A 16,108-nucleotide genomic window follows, 5' to 3' on the forward strand; every position below is an offset into this window, starting at 1 on the left:
ACCCACTCATATCAGGCTTCGAAACATTGCAACGGCTCCGCTCATTGCTTCAAGCCCACTGAAAAAGATAAAAAGCGATCTTTTTCAGTGGGCTCGCGGAAACCCTAATCTTCTTAAGAATAAGTTATTGAATAGTAAACTCAGGACTAAAGGGAAAAGGGGAGGATAATACTACCGTTAATTGGATTTGATTTGTAAATATTACTTTTCTATAGGGGATGAAACCTTTGAGAAAATTATTTATATTGGTTACTCTTATTTCTTTATTCCTATTGTTTGGTTGTGGAACTGGCCAAGAGGTTTTAACAGACGAGAGTGAGGTTGTATTGGAACCTATTGTTTCAGAAACGGAGGCAGGAGATTACGTAATTAGACTTATTTCTGAAAAGAGTGAATATGCTGCAGATGAGCCGGTAAAGATCACTGCTAAATTGAAATATGTAGGGGAAAAGGAAGAGGTTAAGATTTATCACGCATACTCTCCTTTTTGGTTTGATATCCGTGAGACGACTAGAGGCATTGATATTCCTTATGTCATGCCATTACCCCTTTTAGAAACAACGTTAAAGCGGGATGAATGGTTCGTGCAAGAATATACAAAGGTTGGAAGCTATGCTGAAGGAGACGACTCACCAGAAGTAGAATTTATGAAGCGATTTTTAGAGGGGGAGGCCTTTCCTCCGGGAGAATATGAAATAGAGCTTCGCACTGATTTCTACACTGGTTCCATCGATGAGAAGGAAGAAGAACACAATTACACCACAAGCATCTTAATCCAGGTGTTAGACTAAAGATTAATATTACTTAAGGCTTTGTTAAAGGTCATTGTTGATTTTTAAACAGGGTTGATTGTAGCGTGCGTCCTGAAGTCAAAATCAACATCAAAGTTTAACAGAGCCTTACTTAAAATGGAGTACGTTTACTACTCCGTTTTTTAATTAGAAAGGAAAGAGTAGAAAGGAATGAATAAAATGTTTCATCCTTTCCCAAAGGATCTTTTAGAATCTAAATTTATTGAAAGGCCTAATCGCTTTATTATTCGATGTGTCCTAACAGAAACTGGGGAAATAGTGGAAGCACATCTTGCAGACTCTGGAAGATTAAAGGAGTTATTGATACCTGGTAAACAAATACTACTCCACAGAAATAATAATCCGAACCGAAAAACGAAGTACTCTGCTGTTATAGTAGAAAGGGAAGATGGGCTTGGATGGGTATCACTAAATGCACAGCTCCCAAACAAGTTAGCCAAATTCGCTGTAGAAGCCAAGTTATTCAAGGAGCTGCAGAGCTGGGAGTATGTTCGGTCTGAATACAAAAAAGGCCATTCCCGCTGGGATATGCTCCTTCAAAAGTCCGATGATGAGGCCATGCAAATGGTAATAGAGGTAAAGGGGGCTACCTTAGTGGAAAATGGAGTGGGGATGTTCCCAGATGCCGTCACCTCCCGTGGTACAAAGCATGTGAAAGAATTAGGAGAAATTGTAAAGGAATCTGGATGGGAGGCTGCTCTCCTTTTTGTTTCCCAAAGGGAGGATATTCATATGGTAAGACCTGCTTACCATATCGACCCCAAATTTGCAAAGGCAATGACAGAAGCAAAGACAGCCGGAGTTAAACTACTAGGCTGCCGATGTAAAGTGTCCCCAAGTGGAATCGAATTACTAGATGCTATCGATGTGGAAGTGTAATGTCACAATATTGCCATGGACCCGGTCCTTGAACGTTTGTTCAAGGACCGGGTCCTTTTATTTTTTGTAACTGGAATAATAATTAAAAAATCTTCTCATTTTCTAGTTCGAGTCATATATATTTACTACTTCGAATGAAAGACAACCAATTTTAATGGTAGAGGGAAGGGAGGAAAGGTCTGACAAAAGTAAGTAATACTGTTTTCATGTTGGTTTGATAGCATAGTTGCGTACCGATGGTTTTGGGTGTTTTTCCTATTTTTCTTTTTAAAGGAGTGGAAAAAATGAAAGCGTTAACATCCGCGTCAACAAAATTAATGCAACGTTACTTACCTGACCCTTTCTTGTTTGTTATTATTTTAACTTTTGTTGTATTTATCCTAGGTATTATTTTAACACCAAGTAACCCATTGGATATGGTCGTTTATTGGGGAGAAGGTTTTTGGGACCTGTTAGCTTTTGCTATGCAAATGGTGCTTATATTAGTTACTGGTTATGTTCTAGCCAGTAGTCCTCTTTTTAAGCGTCTCCTTCAAGAACTTGCCACTTTCGCTAAAAGTCCAGGGCAGGCAATCGTTATTGTTACTTTAGTAGCTTTAATTGCAAGTTGGATAAACTGGGGTTTTGGACTGGTTATTGGGGCATTATTTGCGAAGGAACTAGCTAAAAAGGTGACAACTGTAGATTATCGCTTGCTTATTGCCAGTGCCTATAGTGGGTTTATTGTATGGCATGCAGGTTTAGCTGGATCTATTCCACTTACAATTGCAACAGATGGACATTTTGCGCAAGATTTAATCGGAATCGTTCCTACAAGTGAAACCATTTTTGCACCATTCAATTTATTTATTGTAGCTGCACTTTTCATTTCCGTACCAATTTTAAATCGATTCATGATGAATCAAAAAGATGCAGTTACGGTAGACCCTAAATTATTAGAGGAGCCTCCAGCCCCTAAAAATGAGATTAACTCTAACAGAGAAAGAACCCCGGCAGTACGCATGGAAAATAGTGTTGTTCTTTCTATGATAACAGGAGGGTTAGGTTTAGCGTTTATTCTTTACTATTTACTGACCAGTGGATTTAATCTCAATCTGAACATCGTTAACTTTATTTTCTTATTTTTAGGTATTTTGTTCCATATGACTCCGAGAAACTTTCTAAATAGTGTTGCCAATGCTGTAAAAAATGCAGGGGGAATTATTGTCCAATTTCCTTTCTATGCAGGAATTATGGGAATGATGGTGGCATCTGGGCTAGCGGTGGAGTTCTCCAATTGGTTTGTAGCAATATCTACGGAATTTACTTTCCCTTTATTTGCATTTATAAGTGCAGGGATTGTTAACTTCTTTGTTCCTTCAGGAGGAGGGCAATGGGCAGTTCAAGCACCAATTATGCTTTCAGCTGGAGCGGAATTAGGAGTGAGCTCAGCGAGGACGGCCATGGCAGTTGCCTGGGGAGATGCATGGACGAACATGATCCAGCCATTCTGGGCATTACCGGCATTGGCTATCGCAGGATTAAATGCACGTGACATAATGGGCTTCTGTATTTGGGTATTATTCCTAAGCGGGGCCATCATTGGAGTAGGATTACTATTCTTCTAATAATTTTGTCAAGGACCGGGTCTGTGACAAAAGTGTGAACGGAGGTTGGTGAAATAGGTGCCACCCTCTGTTTTTTTATGCACTTTTTCATGTAACCTAAAATTTGAAAAGAAACAAAATAGGTAACGGCGAGGTAATAGTATAGTAGAATAAGGGGAAGGAAACTAGTAAACATAACCCATCATAAGAAGTAACCAAAAAAGGTTGGAATACAATGAGAAAAGAATTAATTTATGTACATATGGCCGTTCTTTTATTTGGTTTATCTGGCCTATTTGGAAAATGGCTAGCTTTGCCGGCACACTATATTGTATTAGGACGGGTATTTTTCGGGGCCCTTTTTCTTCTACTAATCCTTCTTATTCTTAAGAAAACCTTAAGGCTTCCACGATTAGTAGATTACCTTCCTTTCATCCTAATTGGTGGTGTTCTTGCCATTCACTGGGGGAGCTTTTTCCATTCCATTCAAATATCTACTGTTGCTATTGGCCTTGTAACATTTGCTACTTTTCCTGTTTTTGCAAGTGTACTCGAACCAATTTTTTTCAAGGAGACATTTCAAAAGAGAAGTTTCGTTCTAGCGATCATAACTTTGTTTGGTGTGGTATTGCTCATTCCAGAATTCGATTTTTCAAATAACTTAACACAAGGAGCAGTATGGGGACTGATTTCGGCAGTAACTTTTGCCGTATTATCCATGTTGAATCGTAAATATGTTCAACATCATTCTAGCTTAAAGATTGGGTTTTATCAGAACGTATTCGCATTTTTCTGGCTCCTTCCTATTGCTTATGCCACACCGAAAATACAATTTACTATGATGGATATATCCCTCTTAGTTTTGCTAGGTGTTGTTTTTACAGGCGGAGCCCATGTCTTTTTTATTCAAGGCTTACGAAAAATGAATGTAAGAACAGCCAGTATCATTGCTTCGTTAGAACCCGTATACGGAATTATTGCTGCAGCATTTTTACTACAAGAAATCCCCCAAATTCGAGAGTGGATAGGGATCGTTATCATTCTATGTGCCGCCATCTACGCTTCCATACCAAAAAAAATATAGAAAGGTGAGGTGTACGTTATGTCAAATGAAGGAAAAACAGTTGAAAAGCTAGCAACACCTAATACAAGAAATACAATAGCAAAACAACTCCGGGAGCTTGGCCTCAAAAAAGGAGACAGTATCATTGTTCATTCTTCCCTTAGTTCACTAGGTTGGGTTAGTGGGGGAGCCGTTGCCGTTATCCAAGGATTAATGGACGTAATTTCAGAAGAAGGTACCATTGTGATGCCAACCCATTCTGGGGACTTATCAGATCCATCTCTATGGGAAGCACCACCAGTGCCTAAGGAGTGGTGGCAAACCATTAGAGACACAATGCCCCCTTTCGATCCAGTTATTACGCCAACGAGGGGGATGGGGAAAATAGTGGAGGTCTTTCGTACATATCCTGCTGTTACCAGAAGTAATCATCCTCAAGTTTCTTTCGCCGCATGGGGGAAAAATGCAGAGAGGTGGATGAAAGAACATTCTTTAAATAACGGGCTCGGGGTAGGGTCTCCTTTACAGCATTTATATGATAACCACGCCCTTGTTTTACTCCTTGGAGTTGGGTTTGACAATAATACATCCTTTCACCTTGCTGAATACTTACTTCCTGAGCCAATAATGGAAACTACCTATGCTCCCGTTATGATAAACGGTGAACGTTCCTGGCATTCTATGGAGGATGTTGTCCATTATGAAGATTGGTTCGAAGAGTTAGGAAGTGATTTCGAAAAGAGTTACACCGTTCAAAGGGGCTCCATTGGTGCAGCAGAGGCAAGACTGTTTTCTGTGAAGGAAGCCGTTGATTATGCAACGGAATGGCTGTCAGAAAAAAAAGATCAATAGCTACTCAACATTAAATGACATAATAAAAAGTATTAAGACAATCTACTTCCCTCATATCAATAATAAGGAGTGCCTTCCCAAGGAAAGTATTACAAAGAACGATAAACTTTCCATCAACAAAAAGGTATTTTCATTGAATGGAGGGAGTTCTTTTGATTACTAGAATAGATAGGTTGCAAATACCTTTACCTAAACCAAAAAGTCCCGATCCCAATGGTGCTGCAGCTGTTCAAGAATTATTAGGTGGGAAATATGGTGAAATGTCCACACTAAATACTTATATGTTCCAATCCTTTAATTTTCGCAATAAAAGAAAATTGAGACCCTTTTATGATTTGCTAGGAAGCATTACAGCGGAGGAATTCGGTCATGTTGAATTAGTGTCTAATACAATTAATTTAATGATTCAAGGCACAACTTTCCCTGGGAATCCAGATACTACACCAATGCAGAATGCGAAGGATAAAAGGAATTCCCACCACTTTATCGCTTCCGCTCAAACAGCGTTACCTACAGATTCTATGGGGATCCCTTGGACTGGAAACAATGTATTTGCGAGTGGTAATCTCGTATTGGATTTATTGCATAATTTCTTCCTGGAATGTGGTGCAAGAACACATAAAATGCGTGTATATGAAATGACAGATAATCCAGTTGCCAGAGAAATGATTGGTTACCTCCTTGTAAGGGGCGGTGTTCATGTGGTTGCCTATGCTAAAGCATTGGAGGTAGCAACAGGTGCAGACGTAACCAAATTAGTGCCCATTCCAAACCTTGATAATAAAAAGTTTGAAACAGCAAGGAAATTCGAAGCGGAAGGGGTACACCGTAAGCTATATACTTTTAGTGCTAGGGATTATCAAGAGGTCACTAAAATATGGAAAGGACAGCATCCTATCGATGGTGGTAAACTAGAAGTGATTCAAGGTACACCACATGGCGGCCCAGTACCAGATTTAGAAGAAATTCCTGAAGAGTTTGCTCCAGGAGTAACCTATGATGACTTTCAAGAGATTGCAAAACGCCTGCAACGGCAAGCTGGACTATAAATCGAAAACAAGTGGGTATCTCAAAAGGTGAAAAACATACCTTTTTGAGGCACCTGCTTACTTCATTTTCTTTTTATAGAAAATATTAACTTTCTTAATGGAAATATAGGATAATTTAACTCACCCATTCTATTATTTGATAAAATAATTGATAGATAATAATTGTAGAGTCTGTTCAAAAAGCTCAAAAACTGACCTTTTTATCCGAAAACTATGTTTTAATACATTCTCATTTTCAAGGGAAGTTGATTGAATTAGCACAGCCAAAATAGTTTTCATTTGGCGTGGTGTCTATAAAGACCTGGGAGTTTTGAACAGACTCTAGTAGGATATTTTTTAGGAATAGTACGGAGATGAGAAGAAGATGGCAAATCAATTAAAAAGGATAGGTAGTAATTTAAAACAAGAGGAAATAAGGGAAATGATGTTTTCTTTAACGGACAAGCTTCATGAGGGAATAGTAATGGTCGACGAAAACTGGGATGTGCTATATGCTAACCCCTCCGCTTATAAACTCCTCTTTTCCACAAAAGGAGATATTCAAGGGCATTCTCTATGGAGTATATTACCTAAATCGTTGCAAACCAATAACGCTGTACATTTACTGCATAAGGCAATGGAAAAGAGTATAGCAACAGACTTTAATGAGTTTTACCAATCTACTAAAGCATGGTTTCATATTCAAGTATTCCCTATGAAATTAGGATTAACTATACACCTACAGGAAACGACGGAACAAAAGGTGGCCATGGAAGTAACGGGGCAGGCCTATCGAACATTATTTAACGAGCATCCTGACGCTGTTTGCTCCATCGACTTGAAGGGACGTTTTCTTTCGATCAACACGGCCTTCAAGGAATTATTCCGTGTTGATGAAAAACTCATGTTAGGTGAACCCTTTTTATTATTTATTCCAGATGATATGCGGGCAGCTGCTCAGGAACTATTTGAGATGGCAAAAAAGGGTGTCCCTATAACAAAAGAGTTTAATTTAACCAAACAGGTGGGTTATCCCTTTTTTATACTTGTTACGGCTATTCCTATATTTGCAAATTCCCAGATAATAGGATCTTATGGAATTATTAAGGATATTACTGAGGATCAAAGAAATATGGAGGAAGTTCAAAGACTTTATCAAATGAATACCCTAATTATGGAATCGGTGGAAGATGGAATATTAGGATTGGATTTACAGTCCAATGTGGTTATGTGGAATGATGCAGCTGAGCGAATTACTGGTTTCCAAAGAGAAGACTTAACGAAAGAAAAATTGAAGGAATTATTGAATAAGCTAGGGACCACTGATCACCCCCTCTTTAAACAAGGGTTTAACAATAAAGGAAACTTGACAAAAGAGACTGTTGTTCAACGGTCGGGGGCAACCTTTTATCGAAAAGATCAAAGTCCGTTTATATGTGAATATACGATTTCCCCGATGATTTCAGGAAGTGAGGTAGTTGGAAGTGTTCTCACTTTTCGAGATATTACAGAAAAAAAGAAATCGGAGGAAATGCTTCGACAATCGGAGAAACTCTCTGAAATGGGCCAATTAGCCGCGGGCATTGCACATGAAATTAGAAATCCTTTAACATCATTAAAGGGATTTTTACAGCTAATTGAAAAAAATGAAGGGGCAAAAGATGAATATTTTGAAATCATGAATTCAGAGTTTTCCCGAATCGAACAAATTCTTAATGAGCTTCTTATATTGTCCAAGCCTGAGAAACAAAAAAAGAAAAAGACATCTTTGAATAAACTATTAAATCATACAATTACCCTTTTAAGTACACAAGCCGTCATAAAGAATATTGAAGTAGTCTCTGAAATATCAAAAACGGATGTGGCTTACATTCTTTCCTTAGAGCATAAAATAAAACAGGTTTTTATCAATTTAATAAAAAATGCCATTGAGGCTATGGATGCTGGCGGAAAAATAATCGTAAGCTTAGAAAAAGTGAATGAAAGTGCAGTTATTAAAATTATAGATGAAGGATGCGGTATTCCTTCTACAATATTAAAACGTATCGGTGATCCTTTTTTTACAACAAAGGAAAAGGGAACGGGTCTTGGGTTAATGGTCACTTACCAGATTATTAAGGACCACGGTGGACAAGTGGAGGTTGAAAGTGTGGAAGGAGCAGGTACAACTTTCACGGTGCAGCTACCGTTATTAGATCCAAGCTGTTAAAGGGAGGAGAAAAGAAGTGAAAAAGTTTCTAGTAACTTTATTAATACTTTTTCTTTTAGGTTATGGGGGCTATCGTTTTTTCATCACCTATGCCACAGATGAAGTGTTTAACCAAGTCTCTAATGAACTTCTTACAGAAGAGGTGGTCTCTGAATTGCTAGCAGATCCAGAAGTGCAGACATTACTGGAGGATTTTCAAAGGGAATCTACTATAAACGATATTGTGACAGAACAAAGGGAGTTGCCGTTCCATACAAAGGAAGAAGCCACGAAAACGATACTAAACAGATTTTCTATCAGTGAAATTACGGATATTACTGCAAAAGCCACTAGAGGGTTAACGCTAGAGGAACAAGCAGAACTAGAAAAGTTAGTGAATGAAAGATTATCAGAAGAGGAACTGGAAGCATTGCTAATCATTGGTTTAGCTGAATTGGTGGAAGATTTGAATTTTGATTAAACGAGGCTGGGAAAAAACTGTTTTTATAATAAGAAATCCGAACGAAATAAAGATTATTGGTGCATATAAAAATCGCTTTGGAAATATACTTCGCTTTCCGCGGGCGGCTGGTGAGCCTCCTCGTGCTTACGCACTGTGGGGTCTCACCTTTGCCTTTGCTCCCGCAGGAGTCTACGTACATTTCCTCCGCTAAGGTAGTACAACGTTCGTATTTCAAGTTAAACACTTTAGTTATGTCCCAGCCACCTTTTTGTAGATAATAAGAAAAGTAGGTGTTCTAGTTGTGGGTGAATGAAGTAGTTATATGGATTTTGGTTATCTTTATGTGTATCGGAGCGATAGATAAAATTTATGGTAATAAATTTGGCTATGGTAGAGCCTTTGAGGAGGGATTTATGGCAATGGGTCCCATAGCTTTAGCGATGATTGGGATCATTTCCATCTCTCCTGTACTTGCGGATTTATTACGGCCAATAGTAACACCATTATTTACTTTCCTTGGAGCGGACCCCGCCATGTTTCCAGGGATTTTGTTGGCTATTGATATGGGAGGGTATTCCTTAGCAACGGAACTTGCTCAATCAGAAATGGCTGGTCAATTTTCCGGGATCATTATTGCAACTTTAATCGGTCCGACTTTTGTTTTTACAGTACCTGTTGCTCTAGGTTTAATTAACAAAGAGGATAAAGCTATTTTTGCAAAAGGAATTCTTATTGGTTTAATACCCATACCAGTTGGGGCGTTTGTTGGCGGTTGGTTTGCTGGATTTCCTGCTGTATTTATACTCCTTCAACTAATCCCCTTAGTACTATTTTCCACCTTTATTATCATTGGACTGATATTTTATACAGACAAGATGATAAAGGGATTTACCATCGTAGGGAAAGGAGTTGTGGCACTAATCACCGTTGGACTTGCCATAAGTATTGTGGAAACACTTACTGGTTTTTCTATCATTAAAGGTTTAACGCCACTTTCAGAAGGGGTTTATATTGTTGGAATAATTGCAATTACCTTGGCAGGTGCCTTTCCACTCGTACACTTTTTAAAGAACGTATTAACAGGAATACTTCCCCCCCTGGCCAAAAAATTCGATACCTCAGAGATGACTTTTATAGGGTTGATTACATCATTAGCCCATAGCATCCCTATGTTTAAACTTTTGCATCAAATGGATGAAAAGGGGAAGTTAATGAATATTGCCTTTGCAGTTAGTGGGGCATTTGTTCTTGGTGGTCATTTAGGGTTTACGGCATCCGTTGAACCTGATTTAATCTTTCCTATGATGCTCGGAAAGTTAGCGGCTGGGGTATTATCTGTTTGGTTAGCGTATACTCTTGGGAAAAAAGTATCAGGTTCATAACATAATGGATGGTTTTTATTCTTCTGCTGGCTTATGTTGGCCAGCTTTCCTTTTTTGTTGGATCCACTCCTTAATAGAAAAGCTTGCTTTATTTTTTTTCTCCTCTCCATCTGTTCCTTGTTGATACTTTAGTAAAGTGCTTTGATGCTTTTTCATTTTCTTCTCGTGTCTTGCGCTTCCATAATAATAGGCTTTGGCACAGTGCCATTTTTCCAGAAATGTGTGCCAAGCTATGAATAACCTCTCCTTTTTACTCAATTGTTATCCCCCCAAAGAGCAGATTAAAGGGTTAAAAATTAACTTTGTAGTTCAATTATTATACCCTTTTACTTAATCTTTGATAAAAAAAATTATTGGCATGACCTAACGTTGTGTTAGTAGAATTATATTTAGATATTATTCGTTTAGAACTTATCATTGATTACTTTGGAAATACTTGAATTTTGCTCATAGTGGAATCAGCCAACTAGGGGAATTATTAGAGAGACCTCCATGCAAGTGAAGTTTAGCCCACTGAAAAAGATAAAAAGCGGAGGCCACTGAAAAAGTCAATTTGAACAGTGGCAATGGCTTCGCTCGTTGCACGCCTTATATGAGAAACCCACTCATATAAGGCTTTGAAAACATTGCAACGGCTCCGCTCATTGCTTCAAGGCCACTGAAAAAGATAAAAAGCGATCTTTTTCAGTGGCCTCAGTGAAGTTTGCACCATGGAGTATGAAAATACAAGTTTTTATTGCAGTTGGTTTGAGCGGAAAGGGAGTGGGCTGCAGCGAATACCAACACAGTATTTGTATTTTCAAGGGAGAACATAAGCAAAAAAGCAGTTTCTTTCATCGAAACTGCCAATGGAAAAAGTTCATAAGCTTATACTTTAAATGGAGAGTTAAACCGTTCCTCAAAATACTTATAGATAATATCTCGAATAGTAATTTCACTTATAGGTTTTTGGATAAAGCTATAGGCTCCTAACAGTTTTGATTTCTTTAAGTGGGCCTGTCCGCTTGTAGACGATGCCATGATCACTTTGATATGAGGATACTGTTGATGTATTTCCTTTAGTGCTGCAATTCCATCTTTGTTAGGCATAATAATATCCATAAATACAAGGTCAGGCTTCTTTTCATGGCAGATGGAAATAGCCTCGTCTCCATCAGAGGCTTCGAATATTGATTTTATACCGATCGTATGTAATGTTTCTATCATTTGCATCCGTGCCGACTTTGAGTCATCACACACAAGAATGGATAGATCATCCACTTGGAACCCCCCTCTAAATAAGACAAAAAACAAAAGAAACTAGTATTCTATTTTATTTTATCATAGAAAAATAATAGAATTTACATGATTGAACAAATTGTTAAATGATTTTAATAAAGTCGAATTGAACGGGTTTGTGTCGAAAAAATGAACTACATAATGTAGATCATTTATAGGTGATAATATTAAGGAAAAAGGTTAAGACTTAATTATTGCATTTATGTATTCATCATATTAGATTAGAAAAAACAGTGTTTATGTTAGATGAAAGGATGAAACAGATGAGTCCCTTAGATATGTCTAAGTTTGAAAAGAAAGTAATCATAAGAAATATTCGTACAGAAGATATAGATAAAATTATTGAGCTCTCTAAGATGTGTTTTCCTAAAATGATCCCTTGGAAAAGGGAGCAACTAGAGAGTCATCTATCTATGTTTCCGGAAGGACAATTTTGTGTGGAGCTAGAAGGAGAAATTATTGGATCATGCTCAAGTTTAGTCATTAACTTTGATGAGTATGATGATCAACATACATGGGATGAAGTTACCGATGAAGGTTTTATAACCAATCATGATCCCGAAGGTTATAATTTATATGGTATTGAAGTGGCGGTACACCCTGAGTTTCGAAGAATGAAAATTGGCCGGAGATTATACGAAGCACGAAAAGATTTAGCACGAAGAATGAATCTAAAAAGCATCATTATCGGAGGGCGTATTCCTAATTATAATAAATACGTAAAAGAAATGACTCCTCGGGAATATGTGGAGGAGGTTATGCATCATAACATATATGACCCAGTTTTAACCTTTCAGGTGATGAATGGATTTACATTGAAAAGGGTAAACAAAGACTATTTAGAAGATGATAAGGCATCCATGAAATACGCAACGTTAATGGAATGGAATAATGTTGATTATCGTCCAACATCTAAGCGGCATTTTAAGACAGCCTTTCCCGTTAGAATTTGTGCCATTCAATATATGATGAAGAAAATCGATTCCTTCGAGGAATTTGCCCAGCAATGTGAATATTATGCGGACGTTGGTGCAAGCTACAACTCTGACTTTGTTGTTTTCCCTGAAATTTTTACGACTCAGCTCCTATCTTTTATTGAAGAAAAAAGTCCAAGCCAGGCAATTAGAAGGTTAACAGAGTATACGGAGGATTACATTAATGTATTTACGGAACTAGCTATAAAATATAATGTAAACATTATTGGTGGTTCTCACTTTGTGGAGGAAGATGGCAAGATATTTAATATTGCTTACCTATTCCGAAGAGACGGAACCATTGAAAAGCAATATAAAATTCATATTACCCCAAATGAACGTAAATTTTGGGGAATTCATGGAGGCGACAAGGTAGAGGTATTTGATACGGATTGTGGTAAAATTGCTATCCAAATTTGTTATGATATTGAATTCCCTGAGCTTGCCCGTATTGCTACAGAAAAAGGTGCTAATATTATTTTCACACCATTCTGTACAGATGAACGTCAAGGTTATCTCCGAGTGAGATATTGTGCCCAAGCGCGAGCGGTAGAAAATCAAATTTACACAATGATTGCAGGAACAGTAGGGAACTTAACCCATGTGGAAAATATGGATATCCAGTACGCTCAATCTGGTATCTTTACTCCTTCTGATTTCCCATTCCCTAGGGATGCTATTGTTGGGGAGTGTAATCCTAACATTGAAACAGTAGTAGTTGGAGATGTGGATTTAGAACTATTGCGACGTCATCGGAAATCGGGAAATGTTACCCAATGGCGGGATCGAAGAAAAGACCTGTACGAAATCAAGTACAACTGCTAAAATGTGCGGGACCCGGTCCCGCACATTTTTGTGAACAAAATAGTTTATTGTTGTGGGGAAATGTCTACCCTTATATACGGAAGGGTGGAATAATGCATGACGGAACAAAGAAAAAGTATAGAGAGGAAACAATTTTTCCCCTCTACAATTGGTATAGTTTCTATATTGTTTATGTTAATCATCATAGGGTATCAACTTATGGAAGACCCGAATCGACCGGAGCCCTCACAAAATAGTTCTTTAGAAGAGTGGCATGTGGAATGGACGGCTAAGGATTTACCAATAGAAGTAGATCTACCTTCTACTCTCCAGATAATAGTAATGGACGAGGCAAATAAGTGGGTGAAGAATGCAAAAGTAAAAACAGTGATTCAGAATAACTCTCAAGTAGAAGAGCTCCAATTTGTACCTGTGGAGGATGGTCTTTATGAGGCCAGGGTGCTTTTCTCCTCACCAGGACTATGGAGAGGAACCTTAACGGTACAGCAAGGAGAAGATACCATAAATCAACCAATCGAAATAACAGTTAAATAATTGTTAAAAGTCTCTCTAAAAGATTGCTGAAAAAATATCGTTTGGCTTGGATCTGCTACAGGCGTAATGTCACCTTCCTGGTTCCGCGGGCAACGCCTCAGCCTCCTCGGGCCATGTTTCTTCCTCTGCACCTGCGATTACTCGTCGCTGGAGTCGCCGCCTTCCGCTTCTCCAAGCTTGTTAAATGTTTACGTAACAGCCATACGAAATAAAAGCTTTGCTGTTAAAAGAATTAGTTAGTAAGGGGTTATTGACAGAAAATTAGAATATTGATTTAATTGTTTATAAGAAAAAGAAAATAATTTCTAAAAGGATAAGGCCGATAAAAATTCGTATCTAATGGTTAGATAGCAATTTTTGTTGGTCTTTTTTATAGGGGGGAATGGATATGGAAAGAAAGTATGTCCTGTCACTCGATCAAGGAACAACAAGCTCAAGGGCAATTTTGTTTAACAAAAAGGGAGAAATAGTGGAAACTGCTCAAAAGGAATTTACCCAATTCTTTCCTAAACCGGGTTGGGTGGAGCACAATGCGAACGAGATTTGGTCTTCCATTTTAGGGGTTATGGCAGAGGTTTTAAATAAAGGGGAGGTGTTCCCAAAGGAAATAGCCTCCATTGGGATCACAAACCAAAGGGAAACAGCAGTTGTCTGGGATAAAAAAACTGGTAATCCTATTTACAATGCTATTGTTTGGCAATCAAGACAAACGGACCCCATTTGTGAAGATCTAAGAAATCGTGGATACAATCAGCTTTTTCGAGATAAAACTGGACTTCTAATTGATGCTTACTTCTCAGGAACGAAAGTAAAGTGGCTCCTTGACCATGTGGAAGGGGCTAGGGAAAGGGCCAAAAAGGGGGAACTCCTTTTCGGAACCATTGATACATGGCTCATTTGGAAGTTGTCTGGTGGTAAGGCCCATGTAACGGATTATTCTAATGCATCCCGGACATTAATGTATAATATCTATGATTTAAAGTGGGATAAGGAATTATTGGAGATTTTAGATATTCCTGAGGTAATGCTTCCAGAGGTACGTCCGTCTTCAGAGGTATATACAAAAACATTGGATTATCATTTTTTTGGTGAAGAGGTGGAGATAGCAGGTGTTGCAGGAGACCAGCAGGCCGCCCTTTTCGGGCAAGCTTGCTACAAAAAAGGGATGGCTAAAAACACTTATGGAACCGGTTGCTTTATGCTGATGAATACAGGGGAAAAGGGAGTAAAATCAAACAATGGTCTCCTAACTACTATTGCTTGGGGTATTGATGGAAAAATACAATATGCCTTAGAAGGAAGTATATTTGTGGCCGGATCTGCTGTTCAATGGTTAAGAGACGGGATGAGAATGCTGAAAAGTGCGAAGGATAGCGAGGCATATGCCACTAAGGTAGCCTCAACCGATGGGGTTTATGTTGTCCCTGCTTTTGTTGGCTTAGGTACCCCATATTGGGATAGTGATGTCCGGGGAGCTGTTTTTGGCTTAACGAGGGGGACAGAAAAGGAGCATTTTGTTCGGGCAACATTAGAATCCCTAGCCTATCAAACAAAAGATGTACTAAAAGCAATGGAAGCAGATGCGGGGATTAACTTAGAAACACTTCGAGTAGACGGAGGGGCAGTTTCCAATAACTTTCTCATGCAATTTCAAAGTGATATATTAGGAACTCCAGTGGACCGCCCTGTCATTCAGGAAACGACCGCATTGGGGGCTGCTTATTTGGCTGGTTTAGCAGTTGGCTTTTGGAAGGACCAAGAAGAAATTGAACAACAATGGAAGGTGGATCGCAGCTTTTATCCGAAGATCAATGAAGAGGACAGAAAGGACCTTTATGATGGCTGGAAGGTCGCTGTGGAAGCGGCAATGAAATTTAAAAGATAATAGTAATCGTGTCAGGATATTTAGAGAGACCGCTACATACTAGTAAAGGAGCAGGAAGGTATTGTCTTCCATTCTAGCTATGTTGTGGTCTCTTTTCATTTCTTTTTTCTCTGCGATTACTCGTCGCAGGAAAGAAATACTCCTACAATTATTTATCGCATAGAAACGATGGTGTTATTGAAGAATATTGATTGTCTTGGATACGCTACAGGCGGACCAATTACACCTAAGGGCAGCCCACGTCCTGTGGGCAACGACGTAATGTCGCCATCCTGGCTCCCGCGGGCAATGCTTCAGCCTCCTCGGGAAAAACTGTGTCTCTTCCTCTACAAGCATAGCTTCGTAGCGCATGCGTCGAG

General features: G+C 38.7%; 14 protein-coding genes. 12 read left to right on the plus strand and 2 right to left on the minus strand.

The window, feature by feature from the left end; all coding sequences use genetic code 11:
• Positions 1-227 precede the first annotated feature (227 nt).
• The 9 genes from J2S74_RS22955 to eutH all read left to right on the plus strand — a co-directional run bounded on the left by J2S74_RS22955 (position 228) and on the right by eutH (position 10,253).
• Complete coding sequence (locus J2S74_RS22955) at positions 228-791, plus strand: hypothetical protein (protein ID WP_307330679.1); 564 nt, start codon at positions 228-230, stop codon at positions 789-791.
• 171 nt (positions 792-962) lie between these two features.
• Positions 963-1,691, plus strand: coding sequence for a DNA/RNA nuclease SfsA (gene sfsA / locus J2S74_RS22960; protein WP_307330682.1), 729 nt, complete (start codon positions 963-965; stop codon positions 1,689-1,691).
• A 284-nt stretch (positions 1,692-1,975) separates the two neighbouring features.
• The gene (locus tag J2S74_RS22965) at positions 1,976-3,298 is read left to right on the plus strand and encodes a short-chain fatty acid transporter (RefSeq protein ID WP_307330684.1); all 1,323 of its coding nucleotides are present in this window, start codon (positions 1,976-1,978) and stop codon (positions 3,296-3,298) included.
• A 214-nt stretch (positions 3,299-3,512) separates the two neighbouring features.
• Complete coding sequence (locus J2S74_RS22970; RefSeq protein ID WP_307330687.1) at positions 3,513-4,361, plus strand: DMT family transporter; 849 nt, start codon at positions 3,513-3,515, stop codon at positions 4,359-4,361.
• 18 nt (positions 4,362-4,379) lie between these two features.
• Positions 4,380-5,192 carry an AAC(3) family N-acetyltransferase gene (locus tag J2S74_RS22975; protein WP_307330689.1) on the plus strand — a complete coding sequence of 271 codons (813 nt, stop codon included), beginning with the start codon at positions 4,380-4,382 and terminating at the stop codon, positions 5,190-5,192.
• A gap of 152 nt (positions 5,193-5,344) precedes the next feature.
• On the plus strand, positions 5,345-6,241 hold the full coding sequence (locus J2S74_RS22980; protein WP_307330691.1) for a manganese catalase family protein: 897 nt from the start codon (positions 5,345-5,347) through the stop codon (positions 6,239-6,241).
• A gap of 364 nt (positions 6,242-6,605) precedes the next feature.
• A complete protein-coding gene (locus tag J2S74_RS22985; RefSeq protein ID WP_307330693.1) occupies positions 6,606-8,429 on the plus strand; it encodes a PAS domain-containing protein in 1,824 nt (607 codons plus the stop codon).
• Positions 8,430-8,445: 16 nt separating this feature from the next.
• Positions 8,446-8,889: a hypothetical protein gene (locus J2S74_RS22990; RefSeq protein WP_307330696.1), complete on the plus strand. Its 444-nt coding sequence runs from the start codon at positions 8,446-8,448 to the stop codon at positions 8,887-8,889.
• Positions 8,890-9,176: 287 nt separating this feature from the next.
• Positions 9,177-10,253 carry an ethanolamine utilization protein EutH gene (gene eutH, locus J2S74_RS22995; RefSeq protein ID WP_370876055.1) on the plus strand — a complete coding sequence of 359 codons (1,077 nt, stop codon included), beginning with the start codon at positions 9,177-9,179 and terminating at the stop codon, positions 10,251-10,253.
• A gap of 15 nt (positions 10,254-10,268) precedes the next feature.
• Here eutH and J2S74_RS23000 read toward each other — a convergent pair whose 3' ends face one another.
• Together J2S74_RS23000 and J2S74_RS23005 are read right to left on the minus strand one after the other, a co-directional pair.
• On the minus strand, positions 10,269-10,511 hold the full coding sequence (locus tag J2S74_RS23000; protein WP_307330701.1) for a hypothetical protein: 243 nt from the start codon (positions 10,509-10,511) through the stop codon (positions 10,269-10,271).
• Positions 10,512-11,120: 609 nt separating this feature from the next.
• Positions 11,121-11,513 (minus strand): response regulator, encoded by a 393-nt coding sequence (locus J2S74_RS23005; RefSeq protein WP_307330703.1) that lies wholly within the window; start codon positions 11,511-11,513, stop codon positions 11,121-11,123.
• A 281-nt stretch (positions 11,514-11,794) separates the two neighbouring features.
• Here J2S74_RS23005 and J2S74_RS23010 point away from each other — a divergent pair, with 281 nt between their 5' ends.
• The 3 genes from J2S74_RS23010 (at position 11,795) to glpK (ending at position 15,749) form a co-directional block, all read left to right on the plus strand.
• Positions 11,795-13,330 (plus strand): GNAT family N-acetyltransferase, encoded by a 1,536-nt coding sequence (locus J2S74_RS23010; RefSeq protein WP_307330704.1) that lies wholly within the window; start codon positions 11,795-11,797, stop codon positions 13,328-13,330.
• A 96-nt stretch (positions 13,331-13,426) separates the two neighbouring features.
• On the plus strand, positions 13,427-13,864 hold the full coding sequence (locus tag J2S74_RS23015; RefSeq protein WP_307330707.1) for a hypothetical protein: 438 nt from the start codon (positions 13,427-13,429) through the stop codon (positions 13,862-13,864).
• A 388-nt stretch (positions 13,865-14,252) separates the two neighbouring features.
• Positions 14,253-15,749 carry a glycerol kinase GlpK gene (gene glpK, locus J2S74_RS23020; RefSeq protein ID WP_307330710.1) on the plus strand — a complete coding sequence of 499 codons (1,497 nt, stop codon included), beginning with the start codon at positions 14,253-14,255 and terminating at the stop codon, positions 15,747-15,749.
• The last annotated feature ends 359 nt before the right edge of the window (positions 15,750-16,108 follow it).

This window comes from Evansella vedderi (assembly GCF_030813435.1).
Classification (GTDB): Bacteria; Bacillota; Bacilli; order Bacillales; family Salisediminibacteriaceae; genus Evansella; species Evansella vedderi.

What these genes read in the sequence shown, in the direction of transcription:
- glpK (WP_307330710.1), top strand. Translation starts at nt 14,253, where the DNA reads ATGGAAAGAAAGTATGTCCTGTCACTCGATCAAGGAACAACAAGCTCA.
- J2S74_RS23010 (WP_307330704.1), top strand. Translation starts at nt 11,795, where the DNA reads ATGAGTCCCTTAGATATGTCTAAGTTTGAAAAGAAAGTAATCATAAGA.
- J2S74_RS22965 (WP_307330684.1), top strand. Translation starts at nt 1,976, where the DNA reads ATGAAAGCGTTAACATCCGCGTCAACAAAATTAATGCAACGTTACTTA.
- sfsA (WP_307330682.1), top strand. Translation starts at nt 963, where the DNA reads ATGAATAAAATGTTTCATCCTTTCCCAAAGGATCTTTTAGAATCTAAA.
- J2S74_RS22970 (WP_307330687.1), top strand. Translation starts at nt 3,513, where the DNA reads ATGAGAAAAGAATTAATTTATGTACATATGGCCGTTCTTTTATTTGGT.
- J2S74_RS22985 (WP_307330693.1), top strand. Translation starts at nt 6,606, where the DNA reads ATGGCAAATCAATTAAAAAGGATAGGTAGTAATTTAAAACAAGAGGAA.
- J2S74_RS22975 (WP_307330689.1), top strand. Translation starts at nt 4,380, where the DNA reads ATGTCAAATGAAGGAAAAACAGTTGAAAAGCTAGCAACACCTAATACA.
- J2S74_RS23015 (WP_307330707.1), top strand. Translation starts at nt 13,427, where the DNA reads ATGACGGAACAAAGAAAAAGTATAGAGAGGAAACAATTTTTCCCCTCT.